A 25,900-nucleotide genomic window follows, 5' to 3' on the forward strand; every position below is an offset into this window, starting at 1 on the left:
TGCGGGCTGCGGAGCGGAGCAGTTCGCGCGGATGCTCGGACGGCCGGGCCCTCCAGGACCACCAGGCCTTGACCCCCCGCGAAGAACCACACATCGAGGAGCGAGTTTTGACCGAGAACAACCAGAAGCCGTTGACGACGGCCGCCGGCGCGCCGGTTGCCGACAACCAGAACGCCCTGACGGCCGGTCCGCGCGGTCCGATGCTCCTGCAGGACGTGTGGTTCCTGGAGAAGCTCGCGCACTTCGACCGCGAGGTCATCCCGGAGCGCCGGATGCACGCCAAGGGCTCGGGCGCCTTCGGCACCTTCACGGTGACCCACGACATCACGCAGTACACGAGCGCGAAGATCTTCTCCGAGGTCGGCAAGAAGACCGAGCTGTTCGCCCGGTTCTCCACCGTCGCCGGTGAGCGCGGCGCGGCCGACGCCGAGCGCGACATCCGCGGCTTCGCCCTGAAGTTCTACACCGACGAGGGCAACTGGGACCTGGTCGGGAACAACACCCCGGTCTTCTTCTTCCGCGACCCGCTGAGGTTCCCGGACCTCAACCGCGCGGTGAAGCGCGACCCGCGCACCAACCTGCGCGACGCCGAGAACAACTGGGACTTCTGGACCAACCTCCCCGAGGCCCTGCACCAGGTCACGATCGTCATGTCCGACCGCGGCATCCCCGCCTCGTACCGGCACATGCACGGCTTCGGCTCGCACACCTACAGCCTGATCAACGCCGAGGGCGAGCGGTTCTGGGTCAAGTTCCACCACCGCACCCAGCAGGGCATCAAGAACCTCACCGACGCCGAGGCCGAGGCCCTGGTCGGCAAGGACCGCGAGTCCCACCAGCGCGACCTCTACGACTCGATCGAGAACGGCGACTTCCCGAAGTGGAAGCTGTTCGTCCAGATCATGCCGGAGGCCGACGCGGACAACTACCGCTTCCACCCCTTCGACCTCACCAAGGTCTGGTCGAAGAAGGACTACCCGCTGATCGAGGTCGGCGAGTGGGAGCTCAACCGCAACCCCGCGAACTACTTCGCGGACGTCGAGCAGGTCGCCTTCACCCCGGCGAACGTGGTTCCGGGCATCAGCTACTCGCCCGACAAGATGCTGCAGGGCCGCCTCTTCTCCTACGGCGACGCCCAGCGCTACCGCCTCGGTGTGAACCACCACCAGATCCCGGTCAACGCCGCGAAGAACCCGGTGAACACCTACCACCGCGACGGCGCCATGCGGGTCGACGGCAACCAGGGGTCCACCCCGGGCATCGAGCCCAACTCCTACGGCCGCTGGGCCGACCAGCCGGCCTACCGCGAGCCGAGCCAGGCCGTGGGTGCCGTCGCCGACCGGTTCAACTTCCGTGAGGACGACGACAACTACTTCGAGCAGCCCCGCAACCTGTTCCGCCTGATGAGCCCCGAGCAGCAGAAGGTTCTCTTCGAGAACACGGCGCGCGCCATCAACGGCGCCTCGGAGCAGACCGTCGAGCGGCACATCGCCAACTGCACCCAGGCCGACCCGGCCTACGGCGAAGGCGTCCGCAAGGCGATCGAGGCCCTGGCCGCCGGCAACCTCTGAGCCTCACCGCTCGAGGGAACCGCGGTACACGCCGCATCGCGCCCGGGCGCGGGCCACTCGGTGGCCCGCGCCCGGGCGTGCGCCGTCACCGCCCGGTGCCGGCGCGGACACGACCAGCGCAACCGCGTGATCAGGAGAGATGCACATGAGCAGGGACGGTCTGACTCCTGAGCAGACGGAACGCGTCGTGGCCATCGCCATGGACCTGGCCCGGGCGGGCACGACCGAGGAGCTGGCGGGGTTCGTGGAGCACGGGCTGCCGGTCGACGTGACCGACGAGGCCGGCAACACCCTGCTGATGCTCGCCGCCTATCACGGCCACGCCGACACCGTGCGGGCTCTGCTCCGGCTCGGCGCCGACCCCGACCTGCGCAACGCCCGGGACCAGGCACCCATCGCCGGCGCCCTGTTCAAGGGCGCGGACGAGGTGGTCGAGGTGCTGCGGGAGGCCGGTGCGGATCTGGACTCCGGCACGCCGACCGCGCGGGTCGCGGCGGCCATGTTCGGGCGCGCCCACCTGCTCACGGGCTGAACCACCGGGCGGGACCGCCCCCGTCCGGCACGGCGTCCACCGATCGGCAGGGCCCGGTTTGACCGGTCGGGGCACGTCCCCGTAACCTTGACCGTCGGCGTGTCCATCGGGACGCCACATCCCCGTAAACCTCTTCCTCCCGGGCGCGGGTCGGCTCGGGAGAGGTTGCCCGTGTGTCTGTCGGGCGGCTGGCCTGCGGGGTGCCGTTCTTCGAGTGAGAGTGAGATCCGCGTGTACGCCATCGTGCGCAGCGGTGGCCGCCAGCACAAGGTTGCTGTCGGTGACATCGTTGAGGTTGACAAGATTTCCACGGGCAAGGTCGGCGACACGGTCGAGCTCTCGACCCTGCTCGTCGTCGACGGCGACGCCGTGACCAGCGACCCGTGGGTGCTGGCCGGCATCAAGGTCCAGGCCGAGATCGTGGACCACCACAAGGGCCAGAAGATCGACATTCTGCGCTACAAGAACAAGACCGGCTACCGCCGTCGTCAGGGCCACCGCCAGCAGTACACGGCGATCAAGGTCACTGAGATCCCCGCGGCTGCGAAGTAAGGGACTGAGGAGAGATGGCACACAAGAAGGGCGCATCGTCCACCCGGAACGGTCGCGACTCCAATGCCCAGCGGCTCGGCGTGAAGCGCTTCGGCGGTCAGGTCGTCAACGCGGGTGAGATCCTCGTCCGCCAGCGCGGCACCCACTTCCACCCCGGCGCCGGCGTCGGCCGTGGTGGCGACGACACGCTGTTCGCGCTGCAGGCAGGTTCGGTGCAGTTCGGCACCAGCCGCGGCCGCAACGTCGTGAACATCGTTCCGGTCGCCTGATCGGAAGCTTTCGCGAGGCGGACCTCACTTCCCCGGCGGGAAGGTGGGTCCGCCTTTCGCGTGTTGACCAGGAAACACGTACACACGTACACCGCACTGTCTCTGGAGGCACCCCCCATGACCACCTTCGTGGACCGCGTCGAACTGCATGTCGCCGCGGGTAACGGAGGCCACGGCTGTGCCTCCGTCCACCGTGAGAAGTTCAAGCCGCTGGGCGGACCGGACGGCGGGAACGGCGGGCGGGGCGGCGATGTCATCCTGACCGTCGACCAGTCCGTGACCACGCTCCTCGAGTACCACCACTCCCCGCACCGCAAGGCCACCAACGGCAAGCCCGGCGAGGGCGGCCACCGCAGCGGCAAGGAGGGCCAGGACCTGGTCCTGCCGGTGCCGGACGGGACCGTCGTCCTCGACAAGGCGGGCAACGTGCTCGCCGACCTGGTCGGGAACGGGACCTCGTACGTCGCCGCCCAGGGTGGCCGGGGCGGGCTCGGGAACGCCGCCCTCGCCTCCGCCCGGCGCAAGGCGCCCGGGTTCGCGCTGCTCGGTGTGCCGGGAGACCTGCGGGACATCGTCCTGGAGCTGAAGACCGTCGCCGACGTGGCGCTGGTCGGCTATCCGAGCGCGGGGAAGTCCTCGCTGATCTCCGTGCTCTCCGCGGCCAAGCCCAAGATCGCCGACTACCCGTTCACCACCCTCGTGCCCAACCTGGGCGTGGTCACCGCCGGGTCGACCGTCTACACCATCGCCGACGTGCCGGGGCTGATCCCGGGCGCCAGCCAGGGCAAGGGCCTGGGGCTCGAGTTCCTGCGGCACGTGGAGCGGTGCAGCGTGCTCGTGCACGTGCTGGACACCGCGACGCTGGAGTCGGACCGCGACCCCCTCTCCGACCTCGACATCATCGAGGAGGAGCTGCGGCAGTACGGCGGCCTCGACGACCGTCCCCGCATCGTCGTCCTCAACAAGACCGACGTACCGGACGGCAAGGACCTCGCCGAGATGGTCCGGCCCGACCTGGAGGCGCGCGGCTACCGCGTCTTCGAGGTGTCCGCCGTCGCCCACCTCGGGCTGCGGGAACTGTCGTTCGCGCTCGCCGAGGCGGTGGCCCAGGCACGGGCCGCCAGGCCGCAGGAGGAGGCGACCCGCATCGTCATCCGGCCCAAGGCCGTGGACGACTCCGGGTTCACCGTCACCCGCGAGGACGACGGGCTGTTCCGGGTGCGCGGCGAGAAGCCCGAACGCTGGGTCCGCCAGACCGACTTCAACAACGACGAGGCCGTCGGCTACCTCGCCGACCGGCTCAACCGGGTCGGTGTGGAAGGCGCGCTGGTGAAGGCCGGTGCCCGGTCCGGCGACGGTGTCGCCATCGGCCCCGAGGACAACGCGGTCGTCTTCGACTGGGAGCCGACGCTGACCGCCGGTGCGGAGATGCTCGGCCGGCGCGGCGAGGACCACCGCCTGGAGGCGCCCCGCCCGGCTGCCCAGCGACGCCGCGAGCGGCAGGCCGAACGGGACGAGTCCGAGCAGGAGTACGACGACTTCAAGCCGTTCTAGGCCGGACGGGCCCCAGCGCCTGTCGTGTGGAGCGTGCCGGGCCCGCGGCACGCTCCACACGGATCACGGCGACCGGCCCCGTCGTTCGCCGGGGCACCGCCTGGGCCAGGCCCGCCCACGGGCACAGCGTCCACGTCGACGTGCGCGGCCTGCGCCCCGACACCCGGTACTGGTACCGCTTCCGCGCCGAAGGGCAGCTCTCGCGCACCGGTCGCACCCGCACCGCGCCCCCGGCGCACAGCACGGGCGGCAGTCTGCGGGTCGCGCTCGCCTCCTGCCAGAACTGGCAGCACGGCTCCCAGGACTCATTCGCCGGGCGCCGGCGTTCACGCCGGTGGTGAAGCGAATCCGGTGGTTGCGGCGCGGAGCGTCGCCGGATCGTTCCGGCGGAGCCGGAATTCGGCCGACCCGCCCCGGACTGTCGGTGACTGCTGCTAGCGTCCGGATCATGCAGCTTCGGTATGCCTTCCGCCTCGACCCGTCACCCGGTCAGCGTGGTGCGCTGGCCCGGGCGTTCGGGTGTGCGCGGGTGGTGTACAACGACGCGATCGCGGCCCGGGAGCGGGCCCGGGCGGCCGACCGGCCGTTTCCCACCGCCGGGGTGCTGTCCAGGACGCTGGTCACCGAGGCGAAGAAGACCCCTGAGCGGCACTGGCTGGGCGAGGTCTCGGCGGTGGTGCTGCAACAGGCGCTGCGGGACGTGGAGGCCGCCTACCGCAACTTCTTCGCCTCCCTCACAGGCGAGCGCAAGGGCCCGAGGCTGGGCGCGCCGAGGTTCAAGTCGCGCAAGGACCACCGGCAGGCGATCCGGTTCACCGCGAACGCCCGCTGGAGGATCACCCCTGCCGGGCGGCTGAGCCTGCCGAAGATCGGCGAGGTACGGGTCAGGTGGTCCCGGACCCTGCCGTGCGTGCCGTCCTCCGTCACCGTGGTCAAGGACGCGGCCGGGCGGTACTTCGCCTCCTTCGTCGTCGACACCGACCCGGACGCCGACCTGTCGCGGATGCCCGCGAGCGACCGGGCCGTGGGCATCGACCTCGGCCTGGTCCACTTCGCCGTGCTGTCCGACGGCACAAAGATCGACTCCCCGCGGTTTTTGCGCCGCGCGGAGAAGAAACTCAAGAAGGCCCAGCGGGAGCTGTCCCGCAAGCAGAAGGGCTCCAGCAACCGGGAGAAGGCCCGCCGGAAGGTCGCCCGCGCGCATGCGCGGGTGGCCGACGCGCGTCGCGAGTTCCACCATCAACTGTCCACCCAGCTGATCCGTGAGAACCAAACGGTCGCGGTGGAGGACCTGGCGGTGAGCGGACTGGCGCGCACCCGGCTGGCCAAGAGTGTGCACGACGCGGGATGGTCCCAGTTCGTGCACATGCTCGCCTACAAGGCCCGGCGTTATGGGCGGACTTTCGTCAAGGTCGGCCGGTTCGAGCCCACCAGCCAGGTGTGCTCGGCCTGCGGCCACCGGGACGGGCCCAAGCCCCTGCACGTGCGGGAATGGACCTGCACGGTCTGCGGCACGGTCCACGACCGGGATCACAACGCCGCGAAGAACGTCAAGGCCGCCGGACTGGCGGTGACAGCCTGCGGAGCGCCGGTAAGACCAGAACCCGTTCTGGCGCGGTGTGAAGAAACAGGAAGCCATGGAATCCCCACGAAAACCGTGCCGTGTAGCGGCACGGCAACGTGAAGGAAGGCCAGAATCCTCGGGCCTCAGCCCGAGGAGCAAGTCAACACCTGTTCGACGTGCGCCGCGAGGGCATCGACGCACGGGTGCGGGTGGTGGACACCGTGGTGCGGCCGCAGGCCGCACCACGCACGCTGGCCCGGCTGCGGGTGGAGGCGGGCCGCCCCGGCGTCCACCTGGTGTGACCGCCGGCCGCCGTCCCGCTCCGTCGATACCGGGAAACCGCCGGATCTTCATATGGAATTCCTCCGCAAAGAGCGGGCGGACCAGCCGAATTTCGGGTTGTCGGGCGCTTCATCCTTTGTGGTGCTCCCGAGTATGAAGAAAGGGCACGGTCCCTCCTCCGGAGGGTGAAGTTCCGCGGTCCCCGGTCCGGGGCGCGGCCGCCGGCCGCGCCCCGGACCGCCGCCGTGCCCGCCCAGGACACCCACTGAGACAGGCCGGTGACCTGTGCAGTTACTCACAACGATTTCCGGGGCGTTCGGGGAACCAGTGTCAACGACCTGGGGGTCACAGGTGAATGACAGGTGGCGCGTACATATGCGCTGGAGGTCGCTCACCTTGCATTGCGGTAACCACAAGTGGGACCATTTTGCAGTTCCCTGATGCCCCGAGGTAGGTCACCTGTGTCACAGCACATAGCCAAGCCCCGTACCACCGCAGTGATCCTGGCCGGTGGCACCGGCCAGCGGGTGGGTCTGTCGATCCCCAAGCAACTGCTGAAGATCGCCGGCAAGGCAGTCATCGAGCACACCCTGACCACTTTCGAGAACGCCGACTCGATCGACGACATCATCGTGCTGATGGCGCCGGGCTACGTGCCCGACGTCGAGAAGATCGTGGCCAAGGCCGGTTTCACGAAGGTCACCCGGGTCATCGAGGGCGGCTCGACACGGAACGAGACCACCGAGCGGGCCATCTCGGCCCTCGGTGAGGGCCTGGCCGAGGGGGAGGACCGCAACGTCCTCTTCCACGACGCGGTCCGCCCCCTGCTGTCACAGCGTGTCATCGACGACTGCGTGAGCGCCCTGGAGCGCTACCAGGCCGTCGACGTGGCCATCCCGTCCGCGGACACCATCATCGTCACACGGACGCACGGCGACGACGGCGAGTTCATCACCGAGATCCCGGACCGCTCCCGGCTGCGCCGCGGCCAGACCCCGCAGGCCTTCAAGCTGTCCACGATCCGCCACGCCTACGAGGTCGCCGCCGGCGATCCCAACTTCCAGGCCACGGACGACTGCTCCGTCGTGCTCAAGTACCTGCCCGACGTGCCGATCCACGTCGTCGCGGGTGACGAGTACAACATGAAGGTCACCCAGCCCGTCGACGTCTTCATCGCCGACAAGCTGTTCCAGCTCGCCTCCACGGCGGTGCCCGAGCAGATCGGCGAGGAGGCCTACCGCGAACTGCTCACCGGCAGGACCCTCGTGGTCTTCGGCGGTTCCTACGGCATCGGCAAGGACATCTGCGACCTCGCCGAGTCCTACGGCGCCACCGTGTACCCGCTCGGGCGGTCCACCACCGGCACCCACGTCGAGAACCCGGAGGAGGTCGACGACGCGCTGTCCAAGGCGTACGCGGAGACCGGCCGCATCGACTACGTCGTCAACACGGCCGGCGTGCTGCGCATCGGGAAGCTGGCCGAGACCGACAACGCCACCATCGAGGAGGCGCTGAAGGTCAACTACCTGGCCCCGGTGCAGATCGCCCGGTCCGCGTACAAGTACCTCGCCGAGACGAAGGGACAGCTGCTGCTCTACACCTCCAGCAGCTACACCCGCGGACGCGCCGAGTACAGCCTCTACTCCTCGACCAAGGCCGCGATGGTGAACCTCACCCAGGCCCTGTCCGACGAGTGGGCCGGCGACGGTGTCCGGGTCAACTGCGTCAACCCGGAGCGCACCGCCACGCCGATGCGCACCAAGGCTTTCGGGCAGGAGCCCGCGGGCAGCCTGCTGTCCTCCGAGGCGGTCGCCCGCACCTCCCTGGACGTGCTGCTCTCCGAGCTCACCGGCCATGTCATCGACGTACGGCAGCAGGACCCGACCGCGGGCGCGGCCCGTGCCACCGGATTCGAGCAGGCACTCGCGTCGGTCCTGGATCGTCAGGACGGCGTGTAATAATCGGCGGCACATAAAATTCGTCAATTCAGGCCTCTGTGACTCTCCCGCTCACGCAGTTCGCGTGTGGGTGTATCGCGGGGGCCTGAATCCGTCACCCACACTTATCCACTATCTACAGGCGCAAACCGGCACTGACCCCCACAAGAGCAGGTTTATCCGTTGATATCCACCGCTATTCGCGTCGCCCGGGTGGGCAGCGCGGCCGAACTGGCCGCGGCGGTCCTCATGATGCTGGCCTTTCCCTGCCTCATGCTGGCCGCGCTCGTCCCGAGCGTCCCCGCCTTCGCGGCGGCAGCCGCCGTGACGTACCTGGCGGACCACTATCTGCACCACAAGGGCAGCTATCTGGTCAGCCGTCTCAGCAAGGTGCGGGCGGGCCTGTCGATCCGCTTCCTGATCCGGCAGTTGCTGCTGGTCCTGCTGCTGGCCCGGCTGTCGCTCGCGGACAACCTGATCTACTACGGGGCGATCGCCTGCTTCATCGCCTTCTACGGTCTTCAGGCCCCCCACGGCGCGTTGACCACACTGATCCGCAACCGCCGGCGCATGCCGGTGGCCACCCGCAACATCGACCTGGCCTCCCGCGTCCGCATCCCGGACGCGCCGCCGCGCATACTGCTGCACCGCGCCGCCGAGAAGATGCTCCACCTCGACCTCGCGGCGATCGTCGGCATACTGGCCGCCGTGGCGCTGGACTCGGCCGCCATCGGCTTCGTCGGCATCGGGAGCACAGTGCTCCTGGGCCTCCTGTACGTGCTGGCCCTGATGCCCTACGTGCGGGGCCGACGGATACCGCCGAACGCCGAGAAGGTGCTGGAAGCGGTCGACGGCTGGTTGAGCGACTACCGGCCGGAGACCGTGCTGTACTTCTCCGGCTCCAAGGACTCCGCCTACCAGGTCGACATGTGGCTGGAGACCATGGAACAGCTGGAGACCCGTCCGATGATCATACTACGTGAGCGGGCCATACTGAATAACCTGGCCTCCACCACGGTCCCCGTCATCTGCGTGCCCGGAGGGGTGCACCTGATGAACCTGGACCTGTCCACGGTGCGCGTCGCGCTGTACGCGGCGAACGTCGGCAAGAACATCCACCTGCTGCGCGTTCCCACCATGAAGCACGTCTTCATCGGCCACGGCGACAGCGACAAGATCGCCAGCGTGAACCCGTACAGCAAGGTCTACGACGAGGTGTGGACGGCGGGCCGCGCGGGCCGCGACCGCTACGCCATCGCCGACGTCGGCGTCCGCGACGAGGACATCGTCGAGGTCGGCCGCCCCCAGCTGGCCCCCATCGAGGGCGTCCGCGGCGAAACCGCCGACGGGCACCCTCCGACGGTCCTGTACGCCCCCACCTGGGAGGGCTGGGACGACAACCCCGGCAACACCTCGCTCCTGCTGGCCGGTGAGAACATCGTGAGGCGGCTGCTCGCGGCCGACCCCGCGGTCCGGGTGCTCTACAAGCCGCACCCGTTCACCGGAACCCGCAGCGCGCAGGCCGAGGCCGCCCACCAGCGGATCACCGCGCTGATCGAGGAGGTCAACGCCGAGCGCGCCGCCGACCCCCGCCACGCCGTGGACACGGAGGCCCGGGAGCGGGCCGCGGCCGAGCTGGCGCGCATCGAGGCCCGGCTGGACGAGCTGGCCGTCGGCACCGGTAGCGGCGACGAGGCCGAGGCCAGCCGTGACGGCCTGGCCGACGTGGCCCGGCACGAGGAGACCGCCCGGCTGCGCGCCGAATGGAACACCGCGTACTGGAGTTCCTTCCCCGACTGGGAGCACCGCGTCATCACGGGCCCCCGGCCGCGCCTGTACGACTGCTTCAACGTCTCCGACGCGATGGTCTCCGACATCTCCAGTGTCGTCTCCGACTTCATCGCCAGCGGCAAGCCGTACGCGGTGACCGACTCCGCCGGGCTGGGGGCGGAGGAGTTCAAGCGGCAGAACACGGCGGTGCGCGCCGCGGTGATCCTCTCCCGCGACGCGGCCGGACTCGACGAGCTGCTCGCCGCCGTCCGGGAGCCGGAGAGCGATCCGCTGGCCGCGGAGCGGGTCGAGCTCAAGCGCTACCTGCTGGGCCCGGACGAGCCGAAGTCCATCGACCAGTTCAACGCCGCGGTGGGCCGACTCGCCCGGAAGGCCGAGACGCGCAACCTCGGCCAGGAGTCCCGGACCGCGGTCGGCGGACCGGACGTGGAGCCGGCGGACGCGCTGCCCGCGCGGGCGGCGTCGGTGACCGGCGAGACGGAGGGTGCCGGAGCGGGCTGACCCGCTCCGGACACCCGTCCGGCACACGCAGGCTCGGCCCCCGAGGAGTTGCTCCTCGGGGGCCGAGCCTTTCGCGTCGGCCTACGACCGCCCCGACTCTCTTGTGACATGGGTCACTTGAGGGGGTGTTCGAGGCAACCCCTTTCCTCGAACACTCGTCTAGCGAGTAGCGAATGAGGAGATGCGAGGGGAATGTCCCGCAGCAAGGGGGGGAACGCGGCCGTGGCGCAGCCTGAGGTCACCGTGGTCATCGGGGCGTACGAGGCGATGCCGTATCTGGTCGAGTGCCTCGCCTCGCTGGAGGCGCAGACCATCGCCCCGGAGCGCATCGAGGTCATCGCGGTCGACGACGGCTCGACGGACGGCACGGGGGAGTGCCTGGAGGAGTTCGCGGGCCGGGCGCCCATGCCGGTCACCGTGATCCGGCAGGCGAACTCGGGCGGTCCCAGCGGCCCGCGCAACATCGGCCTGGACCGGGCCACCGGGCGCTACCGAACGCTTGCCCAGTGCTCCGCCCTTCAGGGTGGAGGTGTAGGGCATCCTGCCCGTAGTGGCCCGAAGGGGCGCGGCGGCATGGCTAAGATCGCCTTGTCCGACGACGGAGTTGTCGGACCTACCGCCGGACGGGCGGGAAGTCAAGCCTGCGGAGGCCGTGTAAGACCGACCCTCGCCGGTCGGCAGTGGCCTGTGAAACAGGAACCCGAGGTGGTACCGCGAAGCGGTACCGACCGGAATCTCCTGCCCTCGGGCAGGAGAGGACGTCAAGTCTTCTTCCTGGACGCCGACGACCGGCTCGGGCACGAGGCCCTGCAGCGGATGGTGGCCATGGCCGACCGGGCCGGCACCGATGTGGTCCTCGGCCGGGTCGAAGGCGTCAACCGGGGTGCCCCGAAGTCCATGTGGGGCCGCACTCTGGAGCGTACGGACGTCCACTCCTCCCCCATCAAGTACACGCTCAGCGCGCAGAAGCTGTTCCGCCGCGCGTTACTCGTCCGGCACGGCATACGGTTCGACGAGTCGCTGTTCACCGGCGAGGACGCGCTGTTCACCATGGAGGCGTACCTCAGGGCGAACGGCGTCTCCGTGATCGCCGATCACACCTGCTACTACCTGGTGGGCCGCGACGACGGCAGGCACGTGACCAAGAGCGGGAGTCACACCCTGCGCTTCGAGTCGGCCCGCCGCTTGGCGGACCTGATCGCCGCCCTCGTCCCCGCGGGCCCCCGGCGCGACCGGCTCATGCTGCGGCCCTTCACCGTCACCCTGCTCCCGCAGTTCGGCCCCCGGTTCCTCAAGGACAGCGACCGGGTGCGGCGGCACAAGCTGGAACTGGCGAAGCCCCTGATGGACGCCCACTGGAGCGAGGACGTCGCCCGGCACCTGAAGGTCGAGGAACGGCTGAGACTGCACCTGGTGGCCGAACAGCGGCTCGAACTCCTCACCGACGCAGTGAAGTTCACAGCGGAGAGGAAGCAGGCGCCGGCTCTGCTGGAGCGGCGGGGCCGACGCGTCTACCTCGTGTATCCGCACTTCCGTGACCGCGCGGCGGGCGTCCCCGACTCCGTCTACCTCGCCTCGCCCCGGGAGGCCCGCGCCTTCCCCGGCTACCGCGAGGGCGGCACGGCCACCGTCCTGCGCCGCGCCGCCCGCCGGGCCCGCCACCTGCTGACCTCGCCCGGGAGGCCCGCCCCGGAGCCGAAGACCCCGGCGGCGGCATGACACCTCTACCCCTGACCGCCCCGGGCTCCGGTGTCGGCTCCGGCCTCGGCCCCGGTTCCGGTTCCCGGGTCGGTGTCGGGGTTCTGACGCGGGGAGGGGAGCAGGGCCTCCTGGGGGATGGAGGACATGCGAGTCCTGTGGTGCAGCGCGGTCGTGGACAGGGCGTGCAGGGCGGCGTTGCAGCGCTCCTGGGCCGTCGGCTCGTCGGGGCCCAGCAGCCTCAGCTTCAACTCCGCTCGGGCATCCGCCAGTTCGTCCTTCTCCGGGTGCCGGACCGACTCCAGCAGGGCCGGCACCCCGCCCGCGTCCGGGGTCAGTACGGTCGCCGCGGCCACCGTCGGGAACTCCGCTCGGAACGCCTCCTCGGACAGCCCGCCGGTGTTCGCCACCGCGTACGGCTTGCCGCTGGCCAGGAAGTCGCTGATGACGCTCGACACATCGCTGATCAGCAGGTCGGCGACGTCGAAGCAGGCGTACAGGGCGGGCCGTACGTCGATGACGATCTGGTGCTCCCCCTCCGGAAGCGACGCCCAGTACGCCTCCTCCCAGGCCGCCGTGACCCTGCTCACCGCTTCGGCCCGGCCCGAGGGCGGGGCGGACTGCGCCAGCATCCGCTCGACCTGGTCGGCGTCCGGACGGACCCCGGCCGCCGTGAGCCGGTCGAGCTCCGCGGTGAGCCGGTCCAGTTCCGCGACGGACCGGGTGGGCCGGGCGGAGCCCGCGGACCGCTCCCGGTTCGCCGCCCGGATCAGCTCCCGGATGCGCTGGTCGGCGGCGCCCGCCCGCGGATCCACCGAGCCGGTCAGCGGGTGCGGCTTGTACAGCAGCCGTACGCCCGGGTCCGCGAGCAGCGCCCGTACGAGGTTCTCCCCGGCCGCGAGCACCGAGGTGTTGCCCGGGTTGCCGTCCCAGCCCTCCCAGGTCGGCGCGTACAGCACCGTGGTGTACGGACCGGTGGGCGGGCCCGCGTACGGGTGCACGGCGTCCAGCTGGGGGCGGCCGATCTCCACCACGTCCTTGTCCTCGACCCCCACCTCGGCCCGCGCGTACCGCTCGCGCGCCTCGGGACCGGCCACCCACACCTCGTCGTAGGCCTTCGCGTACGGGTTGCAGGACGACAGCTTGTCGCTCTCGCCGTGGTTGACGAAGGCGTGCTTGATCGTGGGGATGCGCAGCACCTGCGAGGTCTTGCCGGAGTTCGACGGGTGGATGAGGACCCGCAGCGAGGACTGCTCGAGCCGCATCAGGGTGGCCACCTTCGGCAGGCACACGACCGGGATGTCGGTCGCCGCGATCTTCGCCACCATGAACCGCTCACGCAGGATGATCACCGGTCGACCCTCGAGCCTGCTCATCGTCTCCAGCCACATGTTCGCCTGGTAGGCGGAGGAGGCCCCGCCGGAGAAGTACAGGCCGACCGTGGGCCGGTAGTCCTCCAGCCAGGCGTCGAACCAGTCGATTACCTCCTGTTCGCCCGCCGGCCGCCGGGAGGGCAGCAGGCGCAGCAGCAGTGCGCCCAGGCCCGCCGCCGCGAGCACCAGCGACAACGCGATCCCGGCCACCGCGGGCAGGGAGGTCCGGGTCACCGCCGTCGCGGCCAGGCCGGCCGTCGCGGGCAGGCCGAGGAGCAGCAGCCGACGGCCGGGGTGGCGCAGCAGCGTGGCCGGGGCGCGGGTCAGGCGCAGGGCCGAGGCGTCGATGTTCCGGGTCACCACGGGCAGCGTGCGGGTGCGGCGGACCAGCACGGAGACCGCCTGGATCGCGCAGTGCAGCGCGTAGAAGGCGAGCAGGCCGACGACGAGCCACGCGTACCGCGGCTCCCCGCCCTGCCCGGCGAGTTGCAGCAGGCCCACCACCAGCAGCAGGTCCCGCAGCACATGGCGGACGGTGATGTCCGCGTGCGCCTTGGCGAGCATCGACAGCAAGCCGGGCTGCCACCGGTACAGGGCACCCTCGACCGCCAGGGACGCGGCGGTCGCGCCGAGCAGCAGCGGGGCGCTCGGGAGCAGGGCTCCGGCGGCCTGCGCCGCGGTGGCTGCCAGCAGAGTGGTGGCGACGAGGACCCTCAGCGCGGCCTGTCGGTGAGGAAGCCCTGCCGTGAACCATCGGTGGGGGAGAGGTACGTGCACTGCGGACACTCCAAAGTCGTCACACGAGGACGTGTGGAGATTAACGTGCACCGACCTGTGGGCGACACGGGCGTGTCCGCCTGCCGTTCCGGCCGTGAACTGTTATGTCCCGTTGCCGCTCCCGTCGGTCGGGGGAAATGCGGGCGTACCCTTCCAATAGGCCGGGGTGACCTGCGCGCTGATCTCATTTCGGTCCGGCCGGGGACGATATCCCGGCCGACCGCTCGGACCGTGGGCGATGAGTGAACACGGGCGGGCCGCGTGGAATCGATGTACACGTGTGCGGCCTTGACGTGAGGTCATCCTCCGTCGCCGATCGGTGTCAGGTCCGGCTGGTCGGTCAGGGGCGGCGGTTTTCGGCTCGGGCTCCCTTTCTGCTGCGATGTGTTGTCGTGACTCCCCGACTTCCCGACTTCCCGAATCGCAGGGGACCCGGATGTCGTTTCCCTGAGCGGGCACCGGCCGTGGTGATCTGCTCCGCACCGGCTCGAGCATCGCCGGCCGGTGGGTCCTCCCCCGCCGGCCGAGGAGCCCGGACACGACCCGCGGTGCGGTTCACAGCGTGAAACGGTGGCGCGCCGCCCCGTTCCCTTCCCGTAGATTCCTGGTGAGCGATCGATCGATGTGAACCGGTGGTCGACGCGAATCCGATGTGAAGGGGACGGGCGGCGAAAGTGGCACGGGCAAGGCAGGCCGTGGGCGAGGCCCGCAGGATCGTCGTCAAGATCGGATCCTCCTCGCTGACCACCGCGGCGGGAGGCCTGGACGCCGACCGGGTCGACGCACTCGTCGACGTGCTCGCCAAGGTGCGCTCCGGCGGGGAGCGCGAACTGGTCCTCGTCTCCTCCGGTGCCATCGCCGCCGGCCTCGCCCCGCTGGGCCTGACCCGCCGTCCCAGGGACCTGGCCCGCCAGCAGGCCGCGGCCAGCGTCGGCCAGGGCCTGCTGGTGGCCCGCTACACGGCCTCCTTCGCCCGCTACGGCGTCCGCGTCGGCCAGGTGCTGCTGACCTCCGACGACATGAGCCGCCGCGCCCACCACCGCAACGCCTCCCGCACCCTCGACAAGCTGTTCGCGATGGGCGCCTTCCCGGTCGTCAACGAGAACGACACCGTCGCCACCGACGAGATCCGCTTCGGCGACAACGACCGCCTCGCCGCCCTCGTCGCCCACCTGGTCCACGCCGATCTGCTCGTCCTGCTGTCCGACGTGGACGGCGTGTACGACGGCGACCCCGCGCGGCCCGGCACCTCGCGGATCGCCGAGGTGCGGGGCCCCCAGGACCTCGCCCACGTGGACATCGGCAGCGCGGGGAAGGCCGGTGTCGGCACCGGCGGCATGGTCACCAAGGTGGAGGCCGCCCGGATCGCCGCCGCCGCGGGCGTCCCGGTCGTGCTGACCAGCGCCGTCCACGCGGGCGACGCCCTCGCCGGCGCGGACACCGGAACGTACTTCCACCCCACCGGCCGGCGCTCCGCCGACCGGCTGCTCTGGCTCCAGCACGCGTCCACCCCGCAGGGCGCGCTCACCCTCGACGACGGCGCGGTGCGCGCGGTCGTGGAGCGCCGCAAGTCGCTGCTGCCGGCCGGCATCGCGGGCGTCGAGGGCGAGTTCAGCGCGGGCGACCCGGTCGAGCTGCGGGACCGCGCGGGGCGGCCGGTGGCCCGCGGCCTGGTCAACTTCGACGCCAAGGAGATCCCCCGGCTGATCGGCCGTTCCACCCACGATCTCGCCCGCGATCTCGGACCCGGGTACGAGCGCGAGGTCGTACACAGGGACGATCTGGTGGTCCTGCACCCGTAATGTCCCGGATCGTCCGCCCCGCGCGGTGGACGTTCCGCAAAACCGCCCCATGACGCCCGGCGGCCTGCTCAACTTTCCTCCAGGGACACATCCGCCCGGCCCGAGAGCCGGCCTGTGCGTGAAGGAGGCCGTCGTGAGACGAGGACGCCCTGGGACGACGGCGTCCCGCGGTGGTGCCGGCTCCCGGACGGCCGGTGAGGAGCGCGCCCTGACCAGCGTCGCGGCCGGGGACCGGTTCCAGGGCGGCGAGCACCGGGACCTGCCCCGCCTGTGGCACGTCACCCTCAGCGTCTCCGGCAGCCGGGCCCCGGTCGCCGAGGTCCGCCGCGCCCTGGAGCAGCTCGCCCACGACCACCCCTTCCTGCTGACCAGCCGGTACGCCGACGACCACGCGGAGATCCGCTACTGGGAGGAGGCCCGGGACCTGCACGACGCGGCCGCCGTGGCGCTGCGGCTGTGGGGCGAGCACCGGCAGACCGCGGGCCTGCCGCCCTGGGAGATCGTCGGCCTGGAGGTCATCGACCGGGCCACCTACCACCAGCGCATCGCCGCGGGCCACGGCCCGGCCCCGGCGACCCCGGTGGGCGTGCACCCGTTCTGAACCGGATCACGCACCGCACCCACTGATGGCGACCACGCACCGCAACCGTCGATCGAGCAACCCCTACGGCGCGTCACCGCGTCCGCGAGAGCGCCGCCGGTTCAGGCGCGAAGGGGGCGGCTGCCCCGCCCCCGGTTCCCTCCGGCCGCACTATCCTTCCCCCCATGACCACGCTTTCGCCTTATGACTCGATGTCCCCGGTCAACCAGGCCGCCTACCGGGCCAAGGGCGCCGCCGCCACCCTCGCTCCGCTGCCGCGTGCCGCCAAGGACGACGCACTGCTCGCCATCGCGGACGCGCTGGAGGTCCGGGCGAGCGAGATCGTCGAGGCCAACGCCCAGGACGTGGCCAGGGCGCGCGAGGCGGGCATCGGCGAGGGCATGATCGACCGGCTCACCCTCACCCCGGAGCGGGTGCGCGCGATCGCCTCCGACGTACGGGACGTGGCCGCGCTGCCCGACCCGGTCGGCGAGGTCGTCCGCGGCTCCACCCTGCCCAACGGCATCGACCTGCGGCAGGTCCGGGTGCCGCTCGGCGTCGTCGGGATCGTCTACGAGGGCCGCCCCAACGTCACGGTCGACGCCGCCGCCCTGTGCCTGAAGTCCGGCAACGCGGTCCTGCTGCGCGGCTCGTCCTCCGCGTACCGGTCGAACACCGCGCTGGTGCGGGTGCTGCGCGACGCGGTGCACGGCGCCGGGCTGCCCGCCGACGCCGTGCAGCTGGTGCCCGGCGAGAGCCGGGAGAGCGTGCGCGAGCTGATGCGCGCCCGCGGCCTGGTCGACGTGCTCATCCCGCGTGGCGGCGCCTCCCTGATCAACACGATCGTCCAGGAGTCGATCGTCCCGGTCATCGAGACCGGCACCGGCAACTGCCACGTCTACGTCGACGCCCGCGCCGACATCGACACCGCCGTGGAGATCCTGGTCAACTCCAAGGCCCAGCGGGTCGGCGTCTGCAACGCCGCCGAGACCCTCCTGGTCCACCAGGACATCGCCCCCGCGTTCCTGCCGCGCGCCCTGGACGCCCTGGCCGACGCCGGGGTCACCGTGCACGCCGACGAGCGGGTGATGGCGTACGCCGAGGATTCCAAGGCGACCGTGGTGGAGGCCACCACGGAGGACTGGGAGACCGAGTACCTCTCCCACGACATCGCCGTGGCGGTCGTCGACTCCCTGGACCGGGCTGTGGAGCACATCCGGCTGTGGACCTCCGGCCACACCGAGGCCATCGTCACCACCTCGCAGCAGGCCGCCCGGCGGTTCACCCAGTTGGTGGATTCCACCACCGTCGCCGTCAACGCCTCCACCCGGTTCACCGACGGGGGGCAGTTCGGCTTCGGTGCGGAGATCGGCATCTCCACGCAGAAGCTGCACGCCCGGGGGCCGATGGGCCTGCCGGAGCTGACCAGCACCAAGTACATCGTGACCGGCGACGGACACGTCCGCCGCTGAACCACGGCCGCTCGGGCAGGCGGATGAATTTCCGTACCGTCTGCCCAAAATGACCCCTCAGGTCTACTCTGGAGATGTGCCGGAGGACGTGGGGGGCATGCCGTTCCCTGACGGCGGGGAGCCCGACGACGACCACGACCGCGGAGTGTCGGACGACGCGTTCGACTCCGTGGTCTTCGACGAGGCGTTCATCGGTGCGGCCGTGGTCCACGAGCCGACCGCCGTCGAACGCCTCCTGGCGGCCGCCCGGGCCAGAGCCGAGGCGTCCGAGGCCGAGGCCCGCCGTACCCGCCCGAAGAGCGAGCGGTACGAGGACGGATACGGCGACGGGTACGGCGGGCGTGACGGGTACGGCGGATACGGCCGCCGCCGCGGTGGCGCCTTCGACGACGTGGACGACGACTCCGACGATCCCGAGGTGCTGGAGGACGGGTACGGCTCCCCGGGGCCGTACGGCAGGCAGGTCCGCTGGCACCGCCCGGTCGCCTGGGTGCTCGCCCTCGTGATGGGCATCGGGATGGTCGCGCTCGCCTTCTCGGCCGTCTACCGGGGGGCCTCCTCCCCGCGTCAGGACCCGGCCCCGACGCCCGCCTCGACCGGCCCGGAGCAGGGCGGCGGCGTGACGCCGTCCGCCTCCGCCGACTTCTCCCGGCCGACCGTCCCGGTGATCCCGCCCGGCCCCTGACAGCGGGGCCGGACCTGGTGGGAACCTGTCACAACTTGTCGTGCGGCAGGGCGTTTACGGGAGCTCCCCGCGACCTACTCTGAAGATATGGCAGGGCCAGCGGACCCCCCTGGAGGGACTCCTGAGGGTGCCCCCTCGGGCGGCGAGGACGAGTACCGGTCCGTCGTCTTCGACGAGTCCTTCGTCCGTGCTGCCCGCCTCCAGGAGTTCTCCGCCGAGGAGCGCATCACCGACCACGCTCCCGCGGTACGCCGCCGTCCGCGGCGCCGCCGGGGCCTGTCCCGGCAGGTGCTGGTGCTCGTGGTGCTGATCGCCCTGGCCTTCGGCACCGCGATCTACATGGGCGTACAGCACCCCTACCGGGCGGCCACCGCCGGGGAGGCGGTCGAACCCCTGCGCATGACCGTGCTCCCGCTCGAGCCCGAGGGCAGGGTGCCCGGCACCACCAGCGTCGAACAGCTGTACGCCAGGAGTCCGGCGGCACAGTTCCGCGTCGGTGCCGAGGGAGTGCCGCTCCCGGCGTCCCGGCACACCGCGCACTTCTCGGACGGGCAGGTCGTGGCCGCGCTGCTCACCGCGAAGGACTACGTGGTCCGGTCCGCGCTCGATCCCGCGGTGCTCACCGGCGGGGAGACCCGCTCGGTACGCGTCCTGCTCGACGCCGACCAGCAGGAGCAGTTCGACCAGAGCCTCACCCGGCCGGCCGCCGACGGGCGGCACGCGCCCACCGGATGGCTCGTCCGCTTCGACCCCTCCCGCGCGGAGCTGGCCGACCACAGGATCCGCGTCCAGGGCACCCTGCAGGCAGCCGAGGCCGACCCCTCCACCCTCGAGGTCACCGCGGACCACACCTCCGTGTACGCGCTGCGGCCGACCGGTGCGGAGAAGGGCGCGGAGGCGTCGCTGTTCACGGTCCGGCGCGAGCTGCACTTCCGCTTCGACCGCGAGGACCTGCGCCTGCACCAGGCGCAGCTCGCCGTCTCGTACGTCCAGGCCGGCCCGCTGTCCTGCGCGGAGGACTCGGCGGGCCGGCTGCGCCCCCTGCTGGCGGGCGCCACGGCCGAGCAGGGCGGCCCCGCCGGCACCGACCCCTACGCCGCGGGCGGCACCGCGGCCCTGTGCGGCTCGCTGGCGGCGGGGGCACAGCCCAGGTTGTGACGACCGCGCCCCCGGTGGCCGTGTGGCCGCCCCCGCCGTGGCTCCTGTGCCTCAGGCGTGCCTCAGGTGCCGTCGCGCGGCGGGCGGTCGTCCCCGGAACCGGAGTCCGGGCCGGAGTCCGGCGAGGGCTTCGACCCTGATGCCCCTGATGACCCCGACGACGTGAAGCCGCCGAAGCCGCGGCGGACCCGGCCGCCCAGATCACCGGCGCCGCCCGCGATGTCGCTGACCAGCTTCATCAGCGGATCCTTGGAGTTCTTCACGTCACCGGCGTAGCTGCTCGCCGACTCGCGCCAGGAGTCCCGCACCGAGGCGTCCTTGTCCTCGTCGCGGCGCGGGTAGTGGCCGTCCATGAGCCGCTGGTAGTCGCGGGACTCCGCCCACTTCTTCAGCTCGGCCGCCCGCACGGTGGTGAACGGGTGGGAGCGGGGCAGCACGTTGAGGATCTTCAGCACGGAGTCGCGCAGATCGCCCCCGGCGTCGTACTCCTCGGCCTGCTCCAGGAACGCGTCGACGTTCATCTCGTGCAGATGGTTGCCACCGGCGATCTTCATCAGGCCGCGCATCGAGGCCTGGAGGTCCTGGCCGACCAGCAGCCCCGCACGGTCCGCGGACAGCTCCGACTTGCGGAACCACTCGCGCAGCGCCGTCACGATCGCCATGATCGCGACACTGCCCAGCGGAATCCAGGCCACCCGCACCGCGAGGGACGTCAGGAACAGCAGGACGGTCCGGTAGACCGAGTGCCCGGACAGCGCGTGCCCGACCTCGTGCCCGACGACGGCCCGCATCTCCTCCTCGTCGAGCAGCTCGACCAGTCCCGTGGTGACCACGATGATCGGCTCGTCCAGACCGATGCACATCGCGTTCGGCGTCGGGTCCTGGTTCACGTACATCGGCGGGACCTTCTCCAGGTCCAGGATGTAGCAGGCGTCCCGCAGCATGACGTTGAGATGCGCGAACTGCCGGTCCGAGACGCGCACCGAGTCGGACAGGAAGAGCAGCCGCAGGCTGCGCTCGGGCAGCAGGCCGCTCAGTGCCTTGAAGACCGTGTCGAAACCGGTCAGCTTGCGCAGCGCCACCAGGGCGGAGCGGTCGGCGGGGTGTTCGTACGCACGCGAGGAGATTCCGGGGAAGCGCCTGCGCTTCCTGCTCGGCACGTTCTCGTGCCCGTTGTGCTGATGGCCGTCGGACATGTGTCCCCCATGTGCGTCTGTGTGACCTTCGAGGTCCCCTTGGCGGTCCCTTGCCGGTCCTCCGTGCGGTCCCTGCCGCACCCGCTGCCCGCCCCGGGGCGAAGCCCAGCCTAGGCGGAGACGGCGTGGACCGGCAGACCGGATGCGAGCCGTGCGGCTCCCCGACAAGGACGGCCCGGGCAGCGGGATGGTTGCCTGCCGGGGTGCCCGGCGGGATGTCCGCCGTGGAGGCCCCGGCGCCCGGCCGGGGAGCGGCGGGGAAGGCAGCCGGGCCCGCAACGGCGGAGTCGGGGTGATCGTCGAGAAGGTGCCCGCTTACGATGAGCCGAAGTCTTTATCCCGCCCACACGCGATAGGTACTGCCGAAGATGAGCTTCCCCAGCGCCGCTGCCCAGTTGGTCACCCTCGCCGCCGAGGGCGGAGCGAACAGTGGCAACCACGAGAGCCTCAACCCCTACTTCGTCGGCGGCTGTGTCCTGGCCGCCCTGCTGGTCCTGCTGTGGATCACCACCCGCTTCAACCGCGACCGCTGAACCCCCCCGGCATGAGCCACCGGACCGGCCCCGGGCCGTCCGGGGCCGGCCGGAGGACACACCTGGCCGTCGGGGCCGCCATGTTGGGCCGGTAGGGTCTGCACGCATGGAAGAGCAGGACATGCCTGTCGGTCCGGCGATGGACGCGGGCGGGGAGTCGACCGAGGCGACCACCGAGGTCACGACCGGGTCCGGGGCCGAAGGCACGGCCGCGCGACCGGCGAGCGGCGCCGAGCACCGTCCGGCGCCGCGCCGGGGCGGCGGCACGGGCGGTGGCAGAGTGCAGCCGGGCAAGCGCCGGCTCGGTGTCATGGGTGGCACCTTCGACCCGATCCACCACGGGCACCTGGTGGCGGCCAGCGAGGTCGCCGCGCGGTTCCACCTCGACGAGGTGGTCTTCGTCCCCACCGGGCAGCCGTGGCAGAAGAGCCACCGGGTGGTCTCCGCGGCGGAGGACCGCTATCTGATGACGGTCGTCGCGACCGTCGAGAACCCGCAGTTCTCGGTGAGCCGTATCGACATCGACCGCGGCGGGCCCACCTACACCGTGGACACCCTGCGCGACCTGCGCGCGCTCAATCCCGACACGGATCTGTTCTTCATCACCGGCGCCGACGCCCTCGCCCAGATCCTCACCTGGCGGGACAGCGAGGAACTGTTCTCCCTGGCACACTTCATCGGCGTCACCAGGCCCGGCCACCATCTGACCGACGCGGGTCTGCCCGAGGGGGGCGTGTCCCTCGTCGAGGTCCCCGCTCTGGCCATTTCCTCGACGGACTGCCGGGTGAGAGTCGGCAAGGGGGATCCCGTCTGGTACCTGGTGCCGGACGGGGTCGTGCGCTACATCGCCAAGCGCGAGCTGTACCGCGGCGAGTGAGCCGAGAGGGGCACCGGTGAACGACCGATACGAGGCGGGACACGGCGACGGCGGGGACGACCCGTACGGGCTCGTCGGCTACGACGAGTACGGACAGCCCGTCTACCGCCATGACCAGGCCCAGCAGGCCCCGCGGCAGCCGTACGACCCGTACGGGCAGCAGGGGAACCAGGACCAGAACCAGAACCAGTACCAGCAGCACCAGGGCCAGTACGGGGACGGCCAGGGGCAGCAGGGCTACGGCTACGACCCGTACGCCACGGGCGGCCCGCAGCAGCCCCAGCCGCCGTACGACCCCTACGGGGCCCAGGACACCCCCGCCCCCGGCACTCCCGGCACCTACGACGCGTACGACCCCTACGGCACCCCGCAGAGCGGCGGGACGGCACCGTCGTACGACCCCTACGGGGACTCCTCCGGGCAGACCGCGTACGGCGGCACCGGCCGACAGCCCCGGACCGCCGAGCAGACCGCGTACATCCCGCACCAGCCCGGCCCTGCCGACGACGAGACCGGTCGGACCGACGGCCGCACCGACGGCCAGACCGGCCCCGCCGACCTCCCCGCCGACTCCGAGGCACCCGAACAGGACTACCGCACCGAGCAGTTCGCCTTCGTCGAGGAACCGGACGGTGACTCCGAGGACGTCATCGACTGGCTGAAGTTCACCGAGAACCGCACCGAGCGCCGCGAGGAGGCCAAGCGCCGCGCACGCAGCCGGATCGTCGCCCTCGTCGTGGTCCTCGCGCTGGTCGCGACCGGCGGCGTCGGCTACCTCTGGTACGCCGGGAAACTGCCCGGCACCGGCTCCGACGCCGACACCGGCACCACGACGGCCGCGGGCGCCCAGAAACGGGACGTCCTCGTCGTCCACCTGCACGACACCAAGGGCGGCGACACCGCCACCGCGCTGCTCGTCGACAACACCACCACCCAGCAGGGCACCACCGTCCTGCTGCCCAACTCCCTGGCCCTCGCCGCCGAGGACGGCACCACCACCACGCTCGCCAAGTCGGTCGAGGACGACGGCTCCGGCGGGACCCGGACCGCGCTCGACACGGTCCTCGGCACCGACATCGAGGGCACCTGGCGGCTGGACACGCCCTATCTGCAGAACCTCGTCGACCTGGTCGGCAACATCGACATCGACACCGACGCCGACGTGCCGGACCCGGGCGCCAAGAAGAAGGGCGAGGCGCCCCTCGTCAAGAAGGGGAAGAGCCAGACCCTCTCCGGCAAGATGGCCGTCGCCTACGCCACCCACCGCGGCTCCGGCGAGGCGCAGGACGCCCAGTTGGCGCGGTTCGGGCAGGTCATGCAGGGGGTGCTGCGGAAGATGACCTCCGACGCGGACGCCGCGACGACCACCGTCCAGACCCTGGGGCAGATCATCGAGCCGCCCCTGACCGACAAGGACCTCGGCTCCTTCCTCGCCCGGCTGGCCGACCTCGCCAAGGGCGGCGACCACGAAACCGCGCTGCTGCCCGTGCAGGAGGACGGCACGCTCACCGCCGAGACGAGCGACAGCGTGGTCAAGGAGGTGCTCGGCGGCACGGTGAAGAGCCCCGACAAGGACGCCGCGGTCAGCGTCTCGGTGCGCGACGCCACCGGTGTGGAAGACAACGCCGAGAAGGCACGCGTGGTGCTCCTCAACGGCGGCTTCACCTTCCTGAAGGCCGGCACGGCCACCGCGGAGGCGACCTCCGAGGTCGTCTACGCCGACGCCGCCGACAAGGAGAACGCCGGGGAGGTCGCCAAGACCCTGGGACTGCCCGCCTCCTCCGTCAGCAAGGGCGAGGTCTCCGGGAACGCCAGGGTCTCGGTGCTCCTCGGCCAGGACTACGAGCCCGGCAGCTGACCGGGTGGGGCCGCCGCCGGCGGCCCCACCGGCCGGGCGTGCCCCGAAACGCGTGGGGCGTGCCCGGCGGTCCGTGAGACCCTTGGAGGCAACCGACCTCCGAGCGAAAGCCTTGTAGTGACCGCAACCGACCGTTCCATCGAGCTCGTCACCGCCGCCGCCCAGGCGGCCGCCGACAAGCTCGCGCACGACATCGTCGCCTACGACGTCAGTGACGTGCTGTCCATCACCGACGCCTTCCTGCTGGCCTCCGCGCCCAACGACCGCCAGGTCAAGTCGATCGTCGACGAGATCGAGGAGCGGCTCAGCAAGGAGCTCGGCGCCAAGCCGGTCCGCCGCGAGGGCGACCGCGAGGCCCGCTGGGTCCTGCTCGACTACGTCGACATCGTCGTCCACGTCCAGCACAGCGAGGAGCGGGTCTTCTACGCCCTGGAGAGGCTGTGGAAGGACTGCCCCGAGCTGGAGCTGCCCGCGGACGCCGTGGCGACCCGCGGCAAGGCCAAGGAGCACGCCCGGCAGCTGGAGGCCGCGGAGGCCGCCGCACAGGCCGCGGAGCCGGGTGGTGAGTGGAGGTGAGTGCCTCCGGTGAGGTGTCCGGGTCCGGCCGCCGGGGCCGCCGCATCATCCTGTGGCGCCACGGCCAGACCTCCTGGAACGTGGAGCGCCGCTTCCAGGGCAGCACCGACGTGGAGCTCACCGAGACCGGTGTCGCCCAGGCCCGCCGGGCCGCGCGCCTCCTCGCGAGCCTCGCACCGGACGCGATCATCGCCTCCGACCTGAAGCGGGCCGCGCGCACCGCCGCGGAACTCACCGCGCTCACCGGTCTGGAGCCGGTGTACGACGAGGCCCTGCGGGAGACCTACGCGGGCGTCTGGCAGGGCCTGACGCACGACGAGATCATCGCCAGGTACGGCGACGAGTACACCGCCTGGAAGCGCGGCGAGCCGGTGCGCAGGGGCGGCGGCGAACTGGAGACCGAGGTCGCCGACCGCGCCGCTCCGGTGGTGCTCCGGCACACCGAGAAGCTCCCGGACGACGGCACGCTCGTGGTGGTCAGCCACGGCGGCACGATCCGCACCACCATCGGCCGGCTGCTCGGGCTGGACCCGCGCAACTGGGAGGGCCTCGGCGGGCTCACCAACTGCTGCTGGTCGGTCCTCGGCGAGGGAGCCCGCGGCTGGCGGCTGCTGGAGCACAACGCCGGCACCCTGCCGGAGCCGGTGCTCGGCGACGACGACTGACGGACGACCGACCGGACGACGGACGGCCGACGACTGACGGACGGCCGACGGACGATCGGCCGGGCGCCGGATTTCGCTTTCCGGCAGGTCGCAGGCT

The 25,900-nt window shown here is 71.3% G+C and carries 22 protein-coding genes and 1 pseudogene; 21 read left to right on the forward strand and 2 right to left on the reverse strand.

From position 1 onward, the window contains the following. The first annotated feature begins 107 nt into the window (after positions 1–107). The 11 genes and pseudogenes from PYS65_RS24310 (at position 108) to PYS65_RS24360 (ending at position 12,272) form a co-directional block, all read left to right on the forward strand. A complete protein-coding gene (locus tag PYS65_RS24310; RefSeq protein WP_279336064.1) occupies positions 108–1,571 on the forward strand; it encodes a catalase in 1,464 nt (487 codons plus the stop codon). A 145-nt stretch (positions 1,572–1,716) separates the two neighbouring features. Next, the gene (locus tag PYS65_RS24315; protein ID WP_279336065.1) at positions 1,717–2,103 is read left to right on the forward strand and encodes an ankyrin repeat domain-containing protein; all 387 of its coding nucleotides are present in this window, start codon (positions 1,717–1,719) and stop codon (positions 2,101–2,103) included. Positions 2,104–2,334: 231 nt separating this feature from the next. Beyond that, positions 2,335–2,655 carry a 50S ribosomal protein L21 gene (gene rplU / locus PYS65_RS24320; RefSeq protein ID WP_003976204.1) on the forward strand — a complete coding sequence of 107 codons (321 nt, stop codon included), beginning with the start codon at positions 2,335–2,337 and terminating at the stop codon, positions 2,653–2,655. A 14-nt stretch (positions 2,656–2,669) separates the two neighbouring features. Beyond that, entirely contained in the window at positions 2,670–2,924 is a 255-nt protein-coding gene (gene rpmA / locus PYS65_RS24325) for a 50S ribosomal protein L27 (RefSeq protein ID WP_279336067.1), read from the forward strand. A gap of 117 nt (positions 2,925–3,041) precedes the next feature. Then, positions 3,042–4,478 (forward strand): GTPase ObgE, encoded by a 1,437-nt coding sequence (obgE, locus tag PYS65_RS24330; protein WP_279336068.1) that lies wholly within the window; start codon positions 3,042–3,044, stop codon positions 4,476–4,478. Between the two features lie 80 nt (positions 4,479–4,558). Beyond that, positions 4,559–4,774: pseudogene (locus PYS65_RS24335) on the forward strand (PhoD-like phosphatase N-terminal domain-containing protein); the annotation flags it as partial. Positions 4,775–4,926: 152 nt separating this feature from the next. After that, the gene (locus tag PYS65_RS24340; RefSeq protein ID WP_279336069.1) at positions 4,927–6,162 is read left to right on the forward strand and encodes an RNA-guided endonuclease InsQ/TnpB family protein; all 1,236 of its coding nucleotides are present in this window, start codon (positions 4,927–4,929) and stop codon (positions 6,160–6,162) included. Between the two features lie 56 nt (positions 6,163–6,218). Next, a complete protein-coding gene (locus PYS65_RS24345) occupies positions 6,219–6,344 on the forward strand; it encodes a hypothetical protein (RefSeq protein WP_279338171.1) in 126 nt (41 codons plus the stop codon). Between the two features lie 441 nt (positions 6,345–6,785). Further along, positions 6,786–8,282 carry a D-ribitol-5-phosphate cytidylyltransferase gene (locus tag PYS65_RS24350; RefSeq protein ID WP_279336070.1) on the forward strand — a complete coding sequence of 499 codons (1,497 nt, stop codon included), beginning with the start codon at positions 6,786–6,788 and terminating at the stop codon, positions 8,280–8,282. Between the two features lie 192 nt (positions 8,283–8,474). After that, on the forward strand, positions 8,475–10,553 hold the full coding sequence (locus PYS65_RS24355) for a hypothetical protein (protein WP_279338054.1): 2,079 nt from the start codon (positions 8,475–8,477) through the stop codon (positions 10,551–10,553). 192 nt (positions 10,554–10,745) lie between these two features. Next, positions 10,746–12,272, forward strand: coding sequence for a glycosyltransferase family 2 protein (locus PYS65_RS24360; RefSeq protein WP_279336071.1), 1,527 nt, complete (start codon positions 10,746–10,748; stop codon positions 12,270–12,272). Between the two features lie 5 nt (positions 12,273–12,277). Here PYS65_RS24360 and PYS65_RS24365 read toward each other — a convergent pair whose 3' ends face one another. Then, positions 12,278–14,401 (reverse strand): hypothetical protein, encoded by a 2,124-nt coding sequence (locus PYS65_RS24365; protein ID WP_279336072.1) that lies wholly within the window; start codon positions 14,399–14,401, stop codon positions 12,278–12,280. Between the two features lie 695 nt (positions 14,402–15,096). Here PYS65_RS24365 and proB point away from each other — a divergent pair. The 5 genes from proB to PYS65_RS24390 all read left to right on the forward strand — a co-directional run bounded on the left by proB (position 15,097) and on the right by PYS65_RS24390 (position 20,098). Then, the gene (proB, locus tag PYS65_RS24370; RefSeq protein ID WP_279338055.1) at positions 15,097–16,203 is read left to right on the forward strand and encodes a glutamate 5-kinase; all 1,107 of its coding nucleotides are present in this window, start codon (positions 15,097–15,099) and stop codon (positions 16,201–16,203) included. A 112-nt stretch (positions 16,204–16,315) separates the two neighbouring features. After that, positions 16,316–16,804 carry a hypothetical protein gene (locus PYS65_RS24375; protein ID WP_387041311.1) on the forward strand — a complete coding sequence of 163 codons (489 nt, stop codon included), beginning with the start codon at positions 16,316–16,318 and terminating at the stop codon, positions 16,802–16,804. Positions 16,805–16,968: 164 nt separating this feature from the next. After that, positions 16,969–18,255, forward strand: coding sequence for a glutamate-5-semialdehyde dehydrogenase (locus PYS65_RS24380; protein WP_279336075.1), 1,287 nt, complete (start codon positions 16,969–16,971; stop codon positions 18,253–18,255). 76 nt (positions 18,256–18,331) lie between these two features. Then, a complete protein-coding gene (locus PYS65_RS24385) occupies positions 18,332–18,940 on the forward strand; it encodes an SCO2584 family spore wall biosynthesis protein (protein WP_443294693.1) in 609 nt (202 codons plus the stop codon). 87 nt (positions 18,941–19,027) lie between these two features. After that, on the forward strand, positions 19,028–20,098 hold the full coding sequence (locus PYS65_RS24390; RefSeq protein WP_279336077.1) for an SCO2583 family membrane protein: 1,071 nt from the start codon (positions 19,028–19,030) through the stop codon (positions 20,096–20,098). Positions 20,099–20,160: 62 nt separating this feature from the next. On the opposite strand, the gene PYS65_RS24395 is transcribed toward PYS65_RS24390, so the two are convergent. Further along, positions 20,161–21,294: a M48 family metallopeptidase gene (locus PYS65_RS24395; protein ID WP_279336078.1), complete on the reverse strand. Its 1,134-nt coding sequence runs from the start codon at positions 21,292–21,294 to the stop codon at positions 20,161–20,163. Between the two features lie 368 nt (positions 21,295–21,662). Between PYS65_RS24395 and PYS65_RS24400 the strand changes: the two genes are divergently transcribed. The 5 genes from PYS65_RS24400 (at position 21,663) to PYS65_RS24420 (ending at position 25,803) form a co-directional block, all read left to right on the forward strand. Next, a complete protein-coding gene (locus PYS65_RS24400; RefSeq protein ID WP_279336079.1) occupies positions 21,663–21,827 on the forward strand; it encodes a hypothetical protein in 165 nt (54 codons plus the stop codon). A 106-nt stretch (positions 21,828–21,933) separates the two neighbouring features. Then, positions 21,934–22,704: a nicotinate-nucleotide adenylyltransferase gene (gene nadD / locus PYS65_RS24405; RefSeq protein ID WP_279336080.1), complete on the forward strand. Its 771-nt coding sequence runs from the start codon at positions 21,934–21,936 to the stop codon at positions 22,702–22,704. 16 nt (positions 22,705–22,720) lie between these two features. After that, positions 22,721–24,562, forward strand: a complete 1,842-nt coding sequence (locus PYS65_RS24410) for an LCP family protein (protein ID WP_279336081.1) — start codon at positions 22,721–22,723, stop codon at positions 24,560–24,562. Between the two features lie 117 nt (positions 24,563–24,679). Then, entirely contained in the window at positions 24,680–25,138 is a 459-nt protein-coding gene (gene rsfS / locus PYS65_RS24415) for a ribosome silencing factor (protein WP_279336082.1), read from the forward strand. Then, complete coding sequence (locus PYS65_RS24420) at positions 25,129–25,803, forward strand: histidine phosphatase family protein (protein WP_279336083.1); 675 nt, start codon at positions 25,129–25,131, stop codon at positions 25,801–25,803. Before rsfS ends, PYS65_RS24420 begins: the two co-directional genes overlap by 10 nt. Positions 25,804–25,900: the final 97 nt, after the last annotated feature.

The organism is Streptomyces cathayae (genome assembly GCF_029760955.1).
GTDB lineage: Bacteria > Actinomycetota > Actinomycetes > Streptomycetales > Streptomycetaceae > Streptomyces > Streptomyces cathayae.

What these genes read in the sequence shown, in the direction of transcription:
- PYS65_RS24340 (WP_279336069.1), top strand. Translation starts at nt 4,927, where the DNA reads ATGCAGCTTCGGTATGCCTTCCGCCTCGACCCGTCACCCGGTCAGCGT.
- PYS65_RS24400 (WP_279336079.1), top strand. Translation starts at nt 21,663, where the DNA reads ATGAGCTTCCCCAGCGCCGCTGCCCAGTTGGTCACCCTCGCCGCCGAG.
- rpmA (WP_279336067.1), top strand. Translation starts at nt 2,670, where the DNA reads ATGGCACACAAGAAGGGCGCATCGTCCACCCGGAACGGTCGCGACTCC.
- PYS65_RS24380 (WP_279336075.1), top strand. Translation starts at nt 16,969, where the DNA reads ATGACCACGCTTTCGCCTTATGACTCGATGTCCCCGGTCAACCAGGCC.
- nadD (WP_279336080.1), top strand. Translation starts at nt 21,934, where the DNA reads ATGGAAGAGCAGGACATGCCTGTCGGTCCGGCGATGGACGCGGGCGGG.
- PYS65_RS24390 (WP_279336077.1), top strand. Translation starts at nt 19,028, where the DNA reads ATGGCAGGGCCAGCGGACCCCCCTGGAGGGACTCCTGAGGGTGCCCCC.
- PYS65_RS24395 (WP_279336078.1), bottom strand. Translation starts at nt 21,294, where the DNA reads ATGTCCGACGGCCATCAGCACAACGGGCACGAGAACGTGCCGAGCAGG.
- PYS65_RS24315 (WP_279336065.1), top strand. Translation starts at nt 1,717, where the DNA reads ATGAGCAGGGACGGTCTGACTCCTGAGCAGACGGAACGCGTCGTGGCC.
- obgE (WP_279336068.1), top strand. Translation starts at nt 3,042, where the DNA reads ATGACCACCTTCGTGGACCGCGTCGAACTGCATGTCGCCGCGGGTAAC.
- PYS65_RS24360 (WP_279336071.1), top strand. Translation starts at nt 10,746, where the DNA reads ATGTCCCGCAGCAAGGGGGGGAACGCGGCCGTGGCGCAGCCTGAGGTC.